This is a genomic window from Enterobacter cloacae (assembly GCF_013375935.1).
GTDB lineage: Bacteria > Pseudomonadota > Gammaproteobacteria > Enterobacterales > Enterobacteriaceae > Enterobacter > Enterobacter pasteurii.
Window position 1 is genome coordinate 1,454,551 of sequence record NZ_CP056117.1, and the last position, 12,503, is coordinate 1,467,053.

General features: G+C 57.9%; 11 protein-coding genes. 9 read left to right on the forward strand and 2 right to left on the reverse strand.

From position 1 onward, the window contains the following. Positions 1–59: 59 nt before the first annotated feature. Complete coding sequence (locus HWQ14_RS06780) at positions 60–2,183, reverse strand: intracellular growth attenuator family protein (RefSeq protein ID WP_176609314.1); 2,124 nt, start codon at positions 2,181–2,183, stop codon at positions 60–62. A 326-nt stretch (positions 2,184–2,509) separates the two neighbouring features. Between HWQ14_RS06780 and nudE the strand changes: the two genes are divergently transcribed. Beyond that, complete coding sequence (gene nudE, locus HWQ14_RS06785) at positions 2,510–3,070, forward strand: ADP compounds hydrolase NudE (RefSeq protein WP_148420589.1); 561 nt, start codon at positions 2,510–2,512, stop codon at positions 3,068–3,070. 71 nt (positions 3,071–3,141) lie between these two features. Here the strand turns inward: nudE and mrcA are convergent, their stop codons facing one another. After that, entirely contained in the window at positions 3,142–5,694 is a 2,553-nt protein-coding gene (gene mrcA / locus HWQ14_RS06790) for a peptidoglycan glycosyltransferase/peptidoglycan DD-transpeptidase MrcA (protein WP_148420590.1), read from the reverse strand. A 120-nt stretch (positions 5,695–5,814) separates the two neighbouring features. Here mrcA and pilM point away from each other — a divergent pair, with 120 nt between their 5' ends. The 8 genes from pilM to damX all read left to right on the forward strand — a co-directional run bounded on the left by pilM (position 5,815) and on the right by damX (position 12,442). Continuing rightward, positions 5,815–6,588 carry a pilus assembly protein PilM gene (gene pilM / locus HWQ14_RS06795; protein ID WP_176609315.1) on the forward strand — a complete coding sequence of 258 codons (774 nt, stop codon included), beginning with the start codon at positions 5,815–5,817 and terminating at the stop codon, positions 6,586–6,588. Further along, positions 6,588–7,082, forward strand: a complete 495-nt coding sequence (locus tag HWQ14_RS06800; RefSeq protein WP_176609316.1) for a PilN domain-containing protein — start codon at positions 6,588–6,590, stop codon at positions 7,080–7,082. Before pilM ends, HWQ14_RS06800 begins: the two co-directional genes overlap by 1 nt. Positions 7,083–7,085: 3 nt before the next feature. After that, on the forward strand, positions 7,086–7,547 hold the full coding sequence (locus HWQ14_RS06805; RefSeq protein ID WP_176609317.1) for a DNA utilization protein HofO: 462 nt from the start codon (positions 7,086–7,088) through the stop codon (positions 7,545–7,547). After that, on the forward strand, positions 7,537–7,941 hold the full coding sequence (locus tag HWQ14_RS06810) for a HofP DNA utilization family protein (protein WP_176609318.1): 405 nt from the start codon (positions 7,537–7,539) through the stop codon (positions 7,939–7,941). The genes HWQ14_RS06805 and HWQ14_RS06810 overlap by 11 nt, the downstream gene beginning before the upstream one ends. Then, the gene (gene hofQ, locus HWQ14_RS06815) at positions 7,880–9,091 is read left to right on the forward strand and encodes a DNA uptake porin HofQ (RefSeq protein ID WP_245166458.1); all 1,212 of its coding nucleotides are present in this window, start codon (positions 7,880–7,882) and stop codon (positions 9,089–9,091) included. The genes HWQ14_RS06810 and hofQ overlap by 62 nt, the downstream gene beginning before the upstream one ends. A 286-nt stretch (positions 9,092–9,377) precedes the next feature. Next, a complete protein-coding gene (gene aroK, locus HWQ14_RS06820; RefSeq protein ID WP_003861630.1) occupies positions 9,378–9,899 on the forward strand; it encodes a shikimate kinase AroK in 522 nt (173 codons plus the stop codon). A gap of 58 nt (positions 9,900–9,957) precedes the next feature. Then, positions 9,958–11,046 (forward strand): 3-dehydroquinate synthase, encoded by a 1,089-nt coding sequence (gene aroB, locus HWQ14_RS06825; protein WP_148420596.1) that lies wholly within the window; start codon positions 9,958–9,960, stop codon positions 11,044–11,046. A 91-nt stretch (positions 11,047–11,137) separates the two neighbouring features. Continuing rightward, positions 11,138–12,442 carry a cell division protein DamX gene (gene damX / locus HWQ14_RS06830; RefSeq protein ID WP_176609320.1) on the forward strand — a complete coding sequence of 435 codons (1,305 nt, stop codon included), beginning with the start codon at positions 11,138–11,140 and terminating at the stop codon, positions 12,440–12,442. Positions 12,443–12,503 lie beyond the last annotated feature (61 nt).

The following is a 12,503-nucleotide window of genomic DNA, read 5'->3' on the forward strand; positions in this document are numbered from 1 at the left end:
AGAAACGTGCGCGACAGGGTATCACAACTTGTCGCGCGGGGACGTTATCCGATCAGGCGCTAAGGGGTGGAGATCAGATTCGGATTGAGGCAGTTTTCGTAGTAGGCCTGGATTTCAGCCAGTCGCGTACGGGACCGCTGGTAGCGGCGTACGGCCTGATAACCGTTCCAGACGATGCAGGCCAGCATCGCCATCAAAAGCAGGGACGTTCCCACGTAGCGCCACAGGCCAGCGCTATCCGGCATCCGGTGCAGCCCAATATGGCGCGTGCCGTTGGCGTCGGTAACGATGCTGGTGACGATCCCTTCCGCGCTGAACGGCGTCTGCATCAGCATCTGCGCCAGGCGCTGAAACTCGCTCCACTGTTCCTGAGCCGGATAGTCGTAAAGCGAAACCTGCGGGTAGGGTTGATCTACCAGGTCGCTGCCTTCATCGCTGGCGATTACAAAACCGCCCGGCGCCGGGCTGTTAAGCGCCTGGGCCGCACGGGTGGTTTCACGCATCACGAAGGGGGCGGTAGAGGTCGCCACCAGGTTATCCAGCGACTCGGCGCTGACCGGACGCAGAAGCACGTTCACCCCGTCCAGGCGTCCCGCTTCGGCGCGCTTCACCAGCGCTTCCCAGTCTTTACTGTTGCCGAGGTTCACCAGCGCGTTCTTAAGGCGAACGCAGTCGTCCTGCGCTGAACAGAGGTCTTCTGTTTTCAGAACGATTTCGCCAAAGTCATCCAGCAGCACCATGCCCGATTTCTGAATAGCCGAGCGCAGGGCAGGGCTTACGCGAGAATCATCGTCCGGTTTCGGATGGAGCTGGCGGTTTATCGTCTGGGTAAGCGCGGTAGCTTTATTGACCACATCCGATTCCGGCAGCGGCAGCGGCGAGGCGTCGTTCCAGATGATCTGTGAGCAATCGAACGGCGAGAACGGCGAGTTCTGGCGCGTGTTCCAGGCTCCCGGCGCGTGGATATTACACATGCCGGTGCCTTTCAGACGCAGCGTATCCCCCACGCGGACGCCCGCTTCTTCAAGCTGCTTCACGCTGGTGGCTTCTACGGTTTGCGCCCCTTTTATCCACGACAGGGTAAATTTGATCGGCATATCCAGCGGCACGAAAAGCAGCAGCATGATGAAGACCAACGCGGCGCCACCGGCAATTACCGCGCTGCGCAGCCAGTGCTGAAGCGGGAAGTTTTTCACCTCATCGTGCAGGGATAAATAACGCCCCTGGCGGACGACGTGGCGATCGAGGTAGATATCAATATCCGTTTTGTGGCCCAAATCCTGGGCGATCCACGGCTGCCAGTGGCGCGGATAAATGAGGTCGATAATCCCGAGCGAGATATTGTTGATATGCTCCTGATCGTTCTCCCCAAACAGGCCCCAGCGTTTTGGCGTGCCGCGCAGGCAGTGAATTTCACGTAGTGAGGTTTTTGCCGGCGGGGCAAATATGCCCCACAGCCCGGCGGCCAGCAGCAGCACCGCGCCGCCCGCAAGCCACGGAACAAACACGTCCGGCGTCAGCAGGCAGATGAAAAAGAGCAGGAACGAGGCGACAATCAGCACCGCTTCGCGAATACCATCGGGGCGGCTCAGGACATACTCTTCATGCGTCTCCTGACGGATGTTAAGCAGTTCGATTTGCTCCGTTTCTTCACCGCGAATAGAGGCCTGCGTTCCGCTCGCGCGTTCCAGCGCAAAGCGTGGCGCTTCCTGAACATATTCGCTCAGGGTATGACCATTAAGGGAAATAACCAGCGGCAGCGTGTCGGTATGGATCAGCTCAACGCTGTTCTCATCGTTAATGTACTGCTCCCAGAAGGGAGGCAGGTGGACTTCAACCGAATCGAGATAGTAGCGCCATTTGTTGGGATCGTCGGTCGTGATGCCGTAGCGGGTGATCGAGCGCGTCACGCACAGAACGGTATCGCTTTGTGCATTCAGGTTGAGCGACACGGGGGCGGTGCTGGCACCGGTAGGTCCAGGCGAGAGCCGGGATCGGTTCAGCGTGTCGAGATACTGCTCAACGGTGCTGCGTTCTTCAGGCGACAGCTTGCGCGTGCTTGCCCCGGCGAACGCGTTTAAAAAGGGCAACCGGTAACGGCGATGTACGCGGCGCCTGAATACCCACACCGCAATCGACGCGCAGGCCAGCACAGCAGCGAGAAAAATCAAAATGGTGCTCATGCTTTCCCCATCTTACTTATCTTCTTACAGGTGTTGTCGGTCGCACCTTTTGTACAATGAATGAGATCTGTGGTCGGCTATCGGCAAGTATGGAGTCTAACTTGAGCATGTTGACGCGTATCCCAGTGACCGATAATGATATCAAAGCCTGTACCGGCGCGATATCAGCAAATTCCTGGAAACATTTCAACCTCTTGACATTTGATTTGAAATGCGAATCAACCTCAGTTACGTTGCATAAATGTAAATAAAGAGCAATTGACATTGCCGAAACCGTGCGGCGTATCGCACAATAAAGCCAGTTCCCCCAGCATAGACCCGTCAAGATGACCAAACCCTTACAAAAACCCACCATTCTGAATGTTGAAACCGTCGCAAAATCGCGTCTGTTTAATGTTGAAAGTGTGGATCTGGAGTTCAGCAACGGCGTGCGTCGTGTTTATGAACGTATGCGCCCCTCCTCGCGCGAAGCGGTAATGATTGTGCCCGTCGTCGACGAGCATCTGATCCTCATACGTGAATACGCCGTGGGGACCGAATCTTACGAGCTGGGCTTCTCAAAAGGGCTAATCGATCCGGGCGAAACGGTTTTTGAAGCGGCAAACCGCGAGCTGAAAGAAGAGGTCGGTTTTGGCGCGAAGGAGCTTACGTTCCTGAAAAAGCTGAGCATGGCGCCGTCCTACTTCTCCAGCAAAATGAATATCGTGGTGGCGGAAGATCTCTATCCTGAGTCGCTGGAAGGAGACGAGCCGGAACCGCTGCCGCAGGTTCGCTGGCCGCTGGCCCACCTGATGGATTTGCTGGAAGACCCCGACTTTAACGAGGCGCGCAACGTGAGCGCACTGTTCCTGGTGCGGGAGTGGCTGAAGGGGCAGGGGCGCCTGTAGCGGCCTGAATCCCTCTCGTGTGAGAGAGGGTGCAAACGTAAAAACGGCAACCCGAGGTTGCCGTTTCGATTTTAGAACAGCTCGTGCGTCTCGCCGTTATCAATTATCTCTGTACCCACCTCATGCACCGCCTGCGTGGTTGGCTGCGTGCCCTCGATGAAATACTCTGCGCGGCTGTTGCCGCCGTTGGCGAGCTGCCCGGTGCTGCGGTCAATATTGACCGTAACAATGCCCGGAGGAGGCGTTAACGGCTCCTCCGGCACGCCTTCGAGAGCGGCTTTCATGAAAGCATCCCAGGCCGGTTGCGCACTCTTCGCCCCGCCTTCATAGCCGGAGATCTGATCTTTAATCGCGCCAGAAGCGGTTGTGCGCCCCAGCGTGCGGCGGTGATCGTCAAAGCCAATCCAGACGGAGGTGACTACGCCCGGGCCGTAGCCTGAGAACCATGCATCTTTTGAGCTGTTGGTCGTGCCGGTTTTGCCGCCGATGTCGCGGCGCTGCAAATCGCGGCCCGCGCGCCAGCCGGTACCCTGCCAGCCCGGTTCGCCAAAGATATTGGTGTTCAGGGCGCTCTTGATCAGGAACGACAGCGGGGTGCCGATCACGTGCGGGGCATACTCCTGAGCGCCGCTCTGGGCGACCAGCGCCTGATTGGCCTGCTCCAGCTGAGGCTGAGGTACCGCCAGGTTCCGACGCTCCTGTGAGATGGCAACGTCTTCCATATCCTTGTTTTCAAGAACGTTTGATTTTGGCGTATCGCCGTAAATCACCGGAAGATCGCATTCAGGGCAGGCAATTTTCGGTTTCGCTTCAAACAGCACGCCGCCCTGATCGTTCTCGATTTTGCTGATGAAGTACGGGTCGACCAGGAAGCCGCCGTTCGCCATCACCGAGTATCCACGGGCCACCTGGAGCGGCGTAAAGGACGCGGAGCCCAGCGCCAGCGATTCGGTATGAACGATATTCTGCGCCGGGAAGCCGAAGCGTTGCAGATATTCTGCCGCATAATCTACGCCCATCGCCCGCATCGCACGCACCATAACCACGTTTTTCGACTGGCCAAGACCCTGACGTAGACGTATAGGGCCGGCATATTGCGCCGGAGAGTTCTTCGGCTGCCAGTCGGAACCGGCACCGGCATCCCAGCGGGAGATTGGCACGTCGTTGAGAATGCTGGCGAGCGTCAATCCTTTATCCATCGCTGCGGTGTAGAGGAACGGCTTGATGTTGGAACCCACCTGCCGCAGCGCCTGGGTTGCGCGGTTAAATTTGCTCTGGTTGAAATCGAACCCGCCGACCAGCGCCATGACGGCACCGTTTTGCGGATTGATGGAAACCAGCGCGGAGTTCACGTCCGGCACCTGGGCCAGCCACCAGGCATCATCTACCTGACGCACCCAGATTTGCTGTCCGGTTTGTACAACGTCGGTCACTTTACGTGGGGTAGGCCCCTGAAGGGTGTCGGAACGGTACGGACGCGCCCAGCGCATGCCGTCCATGCGCAGCGATACGGATGTGCCATCGGCCATCATCGCCACCGCTTCCTGCGGATCGGCCTGGGTTACTACCGCCGGTCGCAGCGGGCCGTAGGTCGGGAGCGCCTTCAGGGAATCAACGATCTTTTTGCTGTCCCATGCGCCTTCGCCCACTCTCCACAGCACGTTGGACGGGCCGCGGTAGCCGTGACGCATATCGTAATTCATGACGTTGTTACGCACCGCCTGCTGGGCAGCCTGCTGCACCTTGCGGGTCACGGTGGTATAGACGCGATAGCCATCTTCATACGCTTTATCACCGTAGCGACTCACCATCTCCTGGCGAACCATTTCAGTGAGATACGGCGACGAGAAGGCGATTTCCGGCGCGTGATAATTGGCGTCGATAGCCTCGCTGCGCGCCCGATCGTAGTCAGCCTGGCTGATGTAGCCTTCGCTCAACATGCGCGACAGCACCACGTTACGACGCGCGGTGGCGCGGTCCAGCGAATAGAGCGGGTTAAAGGTGGATGGCGCTTTCGGCAGGCCGGCAATGGTCGCCATTTCGCTCAGCGTGAGCTGTTCGACCGGCTTGCCAAAATAGACCTGTGCCGCTGCCCCGACGCCATAGGCGCGGTAGCCGAGATAGATCTTGTTGAGGTAAAGCTCAAGGATCTCGTCTTTGCTCAGCAGCTGCTCAATGCGGATCGCGAGGAATACCTCTTTGATCTTACGTATCAGCGTCTTTTCCGGGCTGAGGAAGAAGTTACGCGCCAGCTGCTGGGTAATGGTACTTGCCCCCTGAGAGGCATGACCGGAGAACAGCGCCACGCTTGCCGCACGGAAAATACCGACCGGATCCACACCGTGGTGCTCGTAAAAACGGCTGTCCTCGGTGGCGATAAAGGCCTTCACCATTACGGGTGGAATTTGGTTTAAGGTCAGAGGGATACGACGTTTTTCGCCGTATTGCGCCATCAGTTCACCATCGGCGCTATAGACCTGCATAGGGATCTGGAGCCGCACATCACGAAGCGTGGCGACATCAGGTAGCTGTGGCTCGACATATTTGTACAAACCAATAATCGAGCCTGCTCCCAGCAGAATGAAACAGACTGCAAGGATCAATAAATACTTTACGAACTTCACCGGAGATTTCCCATTTGGTTTAGCCTGGGCAGTTTCTAAACAATCGCGCGGTAGTATAAAGGCAAGCCTGATTCATTGATATAGCCGTCACTCCGACGGGCGATAAGGAGATCGTGAAGCATGGCTTTTAAAACGTGGCAAACGGGCGTTCATATTCAACAGGATAAGGTGGTTGCGGTTGCGCTAACCAGAGAGCGGGCGGGCTGGCGTTTACGGCGCTGGTGGGCCGTGCCGGTTGCGGACGGTATTATCCGGGACGGGAAGATTCTTCAGCCAGAACAGCTGGTTAATGCGCTGCGCGCCTGGCGGAAGACGCTGCCGCACTCGCATCGGGTATTTCTCTCATTTCCGGCGGCGCGCGTTCTGCAACGCGCTTTGCCCCGACCTTCCGTTGCCCTGCGTGACAGCGAACAGCTCACCTGGCTAGGGTCCGCATTATCACGCGAGCTGGAGATGCCTGCCGATACGCTGTGTTTTGACTACGCGCAGGACACGTTCAGCAACACATTTCACGTCACCGCGGCGCAGAACAGGGAGGTCGATACCCTGCTGTCGCTGGCGAAAGCGCTGCGTTTGCGCCTGGCGGCAATCGCTCCGGATGCCGGCGCGCTGGCAAACCTTCTTTCTGCGGTTGCGCCCGCCCGGTGCGTAGCCTGGAGGGATAAAGACCAGTGGCTGTGGGCGATGCGGCACCAGTGGGGGCGACGCTACGCCACGGAAGCGGCAGATGCGAATGCGCTGGCGGCGCTGCTTGCGCTTTCTCCTTCCGATATTGCCGTTTTTGATGCTGAACACGATCCCTGGGAAACGGTGTCGCTATGCCAGCCGCCGCTGCCAGAATGCGGCGCCGATTTCACCGTCGCCCTGGCGCTGGCCATGAGCGAGGCGCCTTAATGAGCATGCCGAATCTCTTACCGTGGCGCCGGGAACGGCGCATTCAGCAGCTGCGGTTCTGGGGCCTGCTGTACGCCGCCTCGCTGCTGTTGATGCTGGCGGGAGGCGTCAGCCTGCGTGTGGCGCAGAGCCTCGCGTCACAGGCGTTGCAGAGCGATCTGGCGGGAACGCGTGCGGTTCAGAAGGTATTGAAAGCGCGGCAGCCGCAGCCTGCGAAAGCGAGCTCCCCTTCGCAGCCGCCGGAGCCGGTAGCATGGCAACCCGCGCTGGAATCCCTTGCCAGCGCGATGCCGCAGCAGGCCTGGCTGACGACGTTACGTTATCAGCCCCCCTCACTGATCCTGAGCGGCTACGCCACCTCTTTCACGGCACTCACCGCCATGACCGATGCGCTGGAGCGGATAAAGGGGTTTATCCCCGGTCCGGCAGGCGCATTGCAGCAGGATAGCCGGGGGCGGTGGATGTTTACGTTTCAGCTTCATAGCCGGAGGTAGGCGATGAATATGTGGTATCAACGCTGGGCCGACGCGCCTCCTTCCCGGCGCGTGCTTTGCTGGTCGATCGCCTCGGCTATTGTTGCGCTTGCGATCTGGGGGCTGCTGCTGAGACCCGCTTATATCCACTTCGCCCGCATTCAGGCGCAGGTCCTTAGTGCCGGGCGCATCAACGCGTCGCTGTGGCCACGGGCTCTGCGGCAGCCGGTGGTAGCGCAGGTGAGAGGCGCGCATTCGGCTGAGCCCTTTTCCCCGCTGGCGCTTCAGGGAGAGGGCGCCAGGCTGGTGCACTGGAAACCGCGGCAGATCGGGGGAGAGCTGGCGCTTGACGCTTCATGGCAGGCGGTCCCGGCGCTCTTTTCCCGTCTGGCGCGTAAGGACGTGCGGGTAAGCGCGTTTGATATCGCCCCTCAGGGCACGCAGCTTCGCCTCAGCCTCCAGCTGGAGACCGGCCATGCCCGGTAAAGCACGCGTACTGATCCTGCTTTCTTTGCTTTTCCTGACGGGGATGCGGGACCCCTTCTCCGCGCCGGAAGACCTTTGCGCCGCTGGTCAGCTCGGCCAGTGGCGGTATCGGGGAGTTATCAGCGGCAGCAGCGATATCGGCCTTATGCAGGACGGGCAGAAACGCTGGCACCGGGTTAAGCGACAGATGCGGTTAACGCCAGGGTGGCGGGTAAGCGCGATAGATAAACAACAACTGACCGTTGACGTCGGCGAGAGGTGCGAGCCGCAGCAATGGACATGGCAACGAGAAGGATCGAAAAAAAGTGAAGATAAGGATATTGCTGTTGCTGATGGCGCTCAGCCAGCCCCTGTTGGCCGCCGCGCCAAAGCTGGTCACCCTGCTGGTGGATGAGGTGCCGGTGGTTCAGGTGCTGCAGGCGCTGGTCGCGCAGGAGGACCGCAACCTGGTGGTATCGCCGGACGTTAGCGGCTCGCTTTCGCTGAATTTAGCGCGGGTGCCCTGGCGGCAGGCGCTTCAGACGGTAGTCAACAGCGCCGGGCTGGTACTGCGGGAAGAGGCTGGCATTTTTTATGTGCATACGGCGGCCTGGCAGCGGGAGCAACAGGCGCGTAAGGAGCAGGAGCGGGCCCAGCGTCAGCTCAACGCCCCGTTAATCGCTCACAGCATTCCATTTTCTTACGCAGACGCCGGCGAATTGCAAAAAGCGGCGGAAAAGCTCTTAAGCCCGAAGGGCAGCTTATCCGTCGACAGGCGCACCAACCGTCTTCTGGTAAGGGATAACAAGACGGTGGTGGACGTGCTGCAGCGCTGGGCGGCGCAGATGGATCTGCCCGTCGAGCAGGTGGAGCTGGCGGCGCAAATCGTAACAATCAGTGAAAAAAGCCTGCGCGAGCTGGGCGTGAAGTGGAGCCTTGCCGGGGCAACTGGGACCGAAAAAATCGGACAGGTCACGACGCTTGGCGCAGACCTGGCGGCGGCGGGCGCGACCGCCCACGTTGGCTTTAACATCGGGCGCATCAACGGCAGGATGCTGGATCTGGAACTGTCGGCGCTTGAGCAAAAGCAGCAGGTGGATATCATCGCCAGCCCGCGGCTGCTGGCGTCCCACATGCAGCCAGCAAGCATCAAACAGGGCAGCGAAATTCCGTATCAGGTCTCGAGCGGCGAGAGCGGGGCAACCTCGGTTGAGTTTAAAGAGGCGGTACTGGGGATGGAGGTCACGCCGGTGGTGCTGCCGGGAGGCCGCGTTCGCCTTAAGCTGCATATCAGTGAAAATATGCCCGGCCAGGTGCTGCAACAGGCAGACGGCGAAACGCTGGCAATTGATAAGCAGGAGATTGAAACGCAGGTTGAGGTAAAAAGTGGAGAAACGCTCGCGCTGGGCGGCATTTTTTCGCAAAAGAATAAAACCGGACGCGATAGCGTGCCCGTGCTGGGAAACATCCCGCTGCTGGGCCAGCTGTTTCGCCATGACGGAAAAGATAATGAACGACGCGAGCTGGTGGTGTTTATCACGCCACGTCTGGTCAGTATTGATTAATGGGTAACGATCCCCGCAATGATTTTGCATTCAGTTTGTTGCAGATGTTTGACGTGGGGCATGAATTAGCATACAAGGAGTACCGATTTGAGTTGGACTTACGTCTTATTTCCCAGTGCACCGGGTACGGTGATTTAATCAGTTGCCAAACAAGCCGGAGTATTGAGATAATTTTTCGTCTGACTCTCGCTCTATTGCATATGAGGTTTCAGTTCATGTCCTGCTACGCCAGGTGTCTGCGCAGCGGGGATTACCATTAACGAATAGTCTTAGTAGTACCGAAAAAATGGCAGAGAAACGCAATATCTTTCTGGTTGGGCCTATGGGTGCCGGCAAAAGCACTATTGGGCGTCAGTTAGCTCAACAACTCAATATGGAATTTTACGATTCTGATCAAGAGATTGAGAAACGAACCGGAGCGGATGTGGGCTGGGTCTTCGATGTAGAAGGCGAAGAAGGTTTCCGTGACCGAGAAGAAAAAGTGATCAACGAACTCACGGAAAAACAGGGCATTGTGCTGGCAACAGGCGGCGGCTCTGTAAAATCTCGCGAAACCCGCAACCGTCTCTCCGCCCGTGGTGTAGTGGTCTATCTTGAGACGACCATCGAAAAACAGCTGGCACGCACGCAGCGTGATAAAAAGCGCCCGTTGCTGCAGGTTGAAACGCCGCCACGTGAAGTTCTGGAAGCGTTGGCCGATGAACGCAATCCTCTGTACGAAGAGATTGCTGATGTGACCATTCGTACTGACGATCAGAGCGCTAAAGTGGTTGCAAACCAGATTATTCATATGCTGGAAAGCAACTGATTCTGGCTTTATATACACTCGCCTGCGGGTAATAAGCATTTAAGGTGGATGTCGCGTCATGGAGAGGATTACAGTTACTCTCGGGGAACGTAGTTACCCTATCACCATCGCGGCTGGTTTGTTTAACGACCCAGCTTCCTTCTTACCACTGAAAGCGGGTGATCAGGCGATGCTGGTCACCAACGAGACGCTGGCTCCGCTTTATCTCGACCGCGTACGTCACCTGCTTGAGCAGGCGGGCGTAAAGGTCGACAGTGTGATTCTGCCCGACGGCGAGCAGTATAAAAGCCTGACGGTGCTTGATACCGTCTTTACCGCACTTCTGCAAAAACCGCACGGTCGTGATACAACGCTGCTTGCCCTGGGCGGCGGTGTTGTAGGCGATCTGACCGGTTTTGCAGCCGCCAGCTACCAGCGCGGCGTGCGCTTTATTCAAATTCCAACCACGTTGCTGTCACAGGTCGATTCGTCTGTAGGCGGTAAAACGGCGGTGAACCATCCGCTTGGCAAAAACATGATTGGCGCGTTCTACCAGCCTGCATCGGTGGTGGTGGATCTCGACTGTCTGAAAACCTTGCCAGCGCGCGAGCTGGCTTCTGGCCTTGCAGAAGTGATCAAATACGGCATTATTCTTGACGGTGAGTTTTTTAACTGGCTCGAAGAGAATATGGATGCGCTGCTGCGCCTCGATGGGCAGGCAATGGCCTACTGTATTCGCCGTTGCTGTGAGCTGAAAGCAGAAGTCGTTGCCGCAGATGAGCGTGAAACCGGCTTACGTGCTTTACTGAATCTGGGGCATACGTTTGGCCATGCGATCGAAGCCGAAATGGGCTACGGTAACTGGCTTCACGGTGAAGCCGTCGCTGCCGGGATGGTCATGGCAGCGCGTGCCTCTGAACGTCTGGGTCAGTTCAGGCCGGAAGAGACCGCGCGTATCATCGCGTTGCTTAAACGTGCGGGGTTGCCGGTGAGCGGACCGCAGGAAATGGCTGCGCAGGCGTACCTTCCCCACATGATGCGCGATAAAAAAGTATTGGCAGGCGAGATGCGTCTGGTGCTCCCGCTTGCAATAGGGAAAAGTGAAGTGCGCGGCGGAGTGCCGCACGACGTCGTACTTGGCGCTATTGCTGATTGTCAGCAGGCGTAACAACTAGAAAGGTCAGACCGCTCTAACGGGTGGTCGTTTAGCTTCAGGTAAATGCAGAGTCGTTGGCATAAGCCTTTGAGTGGGGTGTTAAATGGATGAATTCAAACCAGAAGACGAGCTGAAACCCGATCCCAGCGATCGTCGTACTGGTCGTTCTCGTCAATCTTCAGAACGTGATAACGAGCCGCAGATCAATTTTGACGATGTCGATCTGGATGCAGACGATCGTCGTCCTTCGCGCAGCCGCAATGCGCGAAATGAGCGTGAAGATGAGGAGTACGAATCCGAAGAAGCGTTAATGGATGAACAGCCCGTCGAACGCCGACCGCGCAAGCGTAAAAAAGCGGTAGCGGCAAAACCGGCTTCCCGACAGTACATCATGATGGGTCTTGGCGTTCTGGTACTGATATTGCTGATTGTCGGCATCGGTTCCGCGCTGAAAGCACCTTCTACAAATTCTGGCGAGCAGACCGCGTCTGCTGAAAAGAGCATCGACCTGTCTGGTAACGATGCGAGCAATCAGGCGAACGGCGCACAGCCTGCGCCGGGCATGACTTCTGCAGAGCAGACTGCCGGCAACACCAGCGCCGGTCAGGATATCTCTCTGCCGCCTGTTTCTGCTACCCCGACTCAGGGCCAGACCCCTGCTGCGCCTGAAGGCCAGCAGCGTGTCGAAGTCCAGGGCGATCTGAACAACGCGCTGATGCAGCCGCAAAATCAGGAGCAGGTTAACAATGCCGTGGTGAACTCCACGCTGCCAACTGAACCTGCCACCGTTGCGCCAGTTCATGGCAGTACTGCCCAACAGCAGGCTGCGGCAACGGAAACCAAACCGCGTCAGACGCAGACTGCACCGCGTCAGGAACGTAAGCAGGCCGTGATTGAGCCGAAGCGTGAGGCTAAACCGCAGGCCGTAGTAAAAGCGCCTGAAGCGAAAGCGCCAGCGCAGACAAAATCTGCGGTGAGCCAGCCGGTTAAAGCGCCAGCGCCAGCGCCAGCAGCAACCGCTGCTCCGAAAGCGACGGCGACCACAGCGGCGCCTGCTGCGACAGCGGCACCGGCTGCAACGCCAACCGCTAGCGCATCCAGCACCGCGGCAGGTAAAACGACGGGCAACGTAGGTTCTCTGAAGTCGGCGTCATCCAGCAACTACACGTTGCAGCTGAGCAGTTCGTCTAACTACGACAACCTCAACGCCTGGGCGAAGAAATCGAATCTGAAAAACTATGTGGTTTATCAGACGACCCGTAACGGGCAGCCGTGGTACGTGCTGGTAAGCGGCGTTTATGCTTCTAAAGATGAAGCAAAACGCGCCGTGGCGTCACTGCCAGCGGACGTACAGGCGAAGAACCCGTGGGCGAAGCCGATCCATCAGGTGCAGGCCGATCTGAAGTAATGTTTAAAGCGCAGGATGCTGTCGGAGCTTTCTCCACAGCCGGAGAAGGTGTAATCAGTTA

What these genes read in the sequence shown, in the direction of transcription:
- HWQ14_RS06780 (WP_176609314.1), bottom strand. Translation starts at nt 2,183, where the DNA reads ATGAGCACCATTTTGATTTTTCTCGCTGCTGTGCTGGCCTGCGCGTCG.
- nudE (WP_148420589.1), top strand. Translation starts at nt 2,510, where the DNA reads ATGACCAAACCCTTACAAAAACCCACCATTCTGAATGTTGAAACCGTC.
- pilM (WP_176609315.1), top strand. Translation starts at nt 5,815, where the DNA reads ATGGCTTTTAAAACGTGGCAAACGGGCGTTCATATTCAACAGGATAAG.
- HWQ14_RS06800 (WP_176609316.1), top strand. Translation starts at nt 6,588, where the DNA reads ATGAGCATGCCGAATCTCTTACCGTGGCGCCGGGAACGGCGCATTCAG.
- HWQ14_RS06805 (WP_176609317.1), top strand. Translation starts at nt 7,086, where the DNA reads ATGAATATGTGGTATCAACGCTGGGCCGACGCGCCTCCTTCCCGGCGC.
- HWQ14_RS06810 (WP_176609318.1), top strand. Translation starts at nt 7,537, where the DNA reads ATGCCCGGTAAAGCACGCGTACTGATCCTGCTTTCTTTGCTTTTCCTG.
- hofQ (WP_245166458.1), top strand. Translation starts at nt 7,880, where the DNA reads ATGGCGCTCAGCCAGCCCCTGTTGGCCGCCGCGCCAAAGCTGGTCACC.
- aroK (WP_003861630.1), top strand. Translation starts at nt 9,378, where the DNA reads ATGGCAGAGAAACGCAATATCTTTCTGGTTGGGCCTATGGGTGCCGGC.
- aroB (WP_148420596.1), top strand. Translation starts at nt 9,958, where the DNA reads ATGGAGAGGATTACAGTTACTCTCGGGGAACGTAGTTACCCTATCACC.
- damX (WP_176609320.1), top strand. Translation starts at nt 11,138, where the DNA reads ATGGATGAATTCAAACCAGAAGACGAGCTGAAACCCGATCCCAGCGAT.